Below are 203 nucleotides of genomic sequence, written 5' to 3'. Positions count from 1 at the left end.
CCCTGATAGACGGATTCGAGGATCGCCTTCTTGTTGATCGCCATGTCGAGCGCCTGACGCACTTCGAGCTTGTCGACCGGCTTGTGCTCGACGTTGTACGCGAGGTAGCCGAGGTTGAAGCCCGGCTGCGACGGCATGTCGATGCCCGAGTCGGCCTTCAGCGTCGCGATGTCGGCCGGACGCGGATAGCTCATCACCTGGCA

1 protein-coding gene is annotated in these 203 nt (G+C 62.6%); it reads right to left on the bottom strand.

Annotated elements, in window-relative coordinates; all coding sequences use genetic code 11:
• A partial coding sequence (locus ACV22V_RS32765; protein ID WP_448016887.1) for an ABC transporter substrate-binding protein occupies window positions 1-203 on the bottom strand: 203 nt, incomplete at both ends.

Source organism: Burkholderia sp. AW33-5, from assembly GCF_053427615.1.
This window is presented reverse-complemented; position numbering and strand designations above follow the sequence as displayed.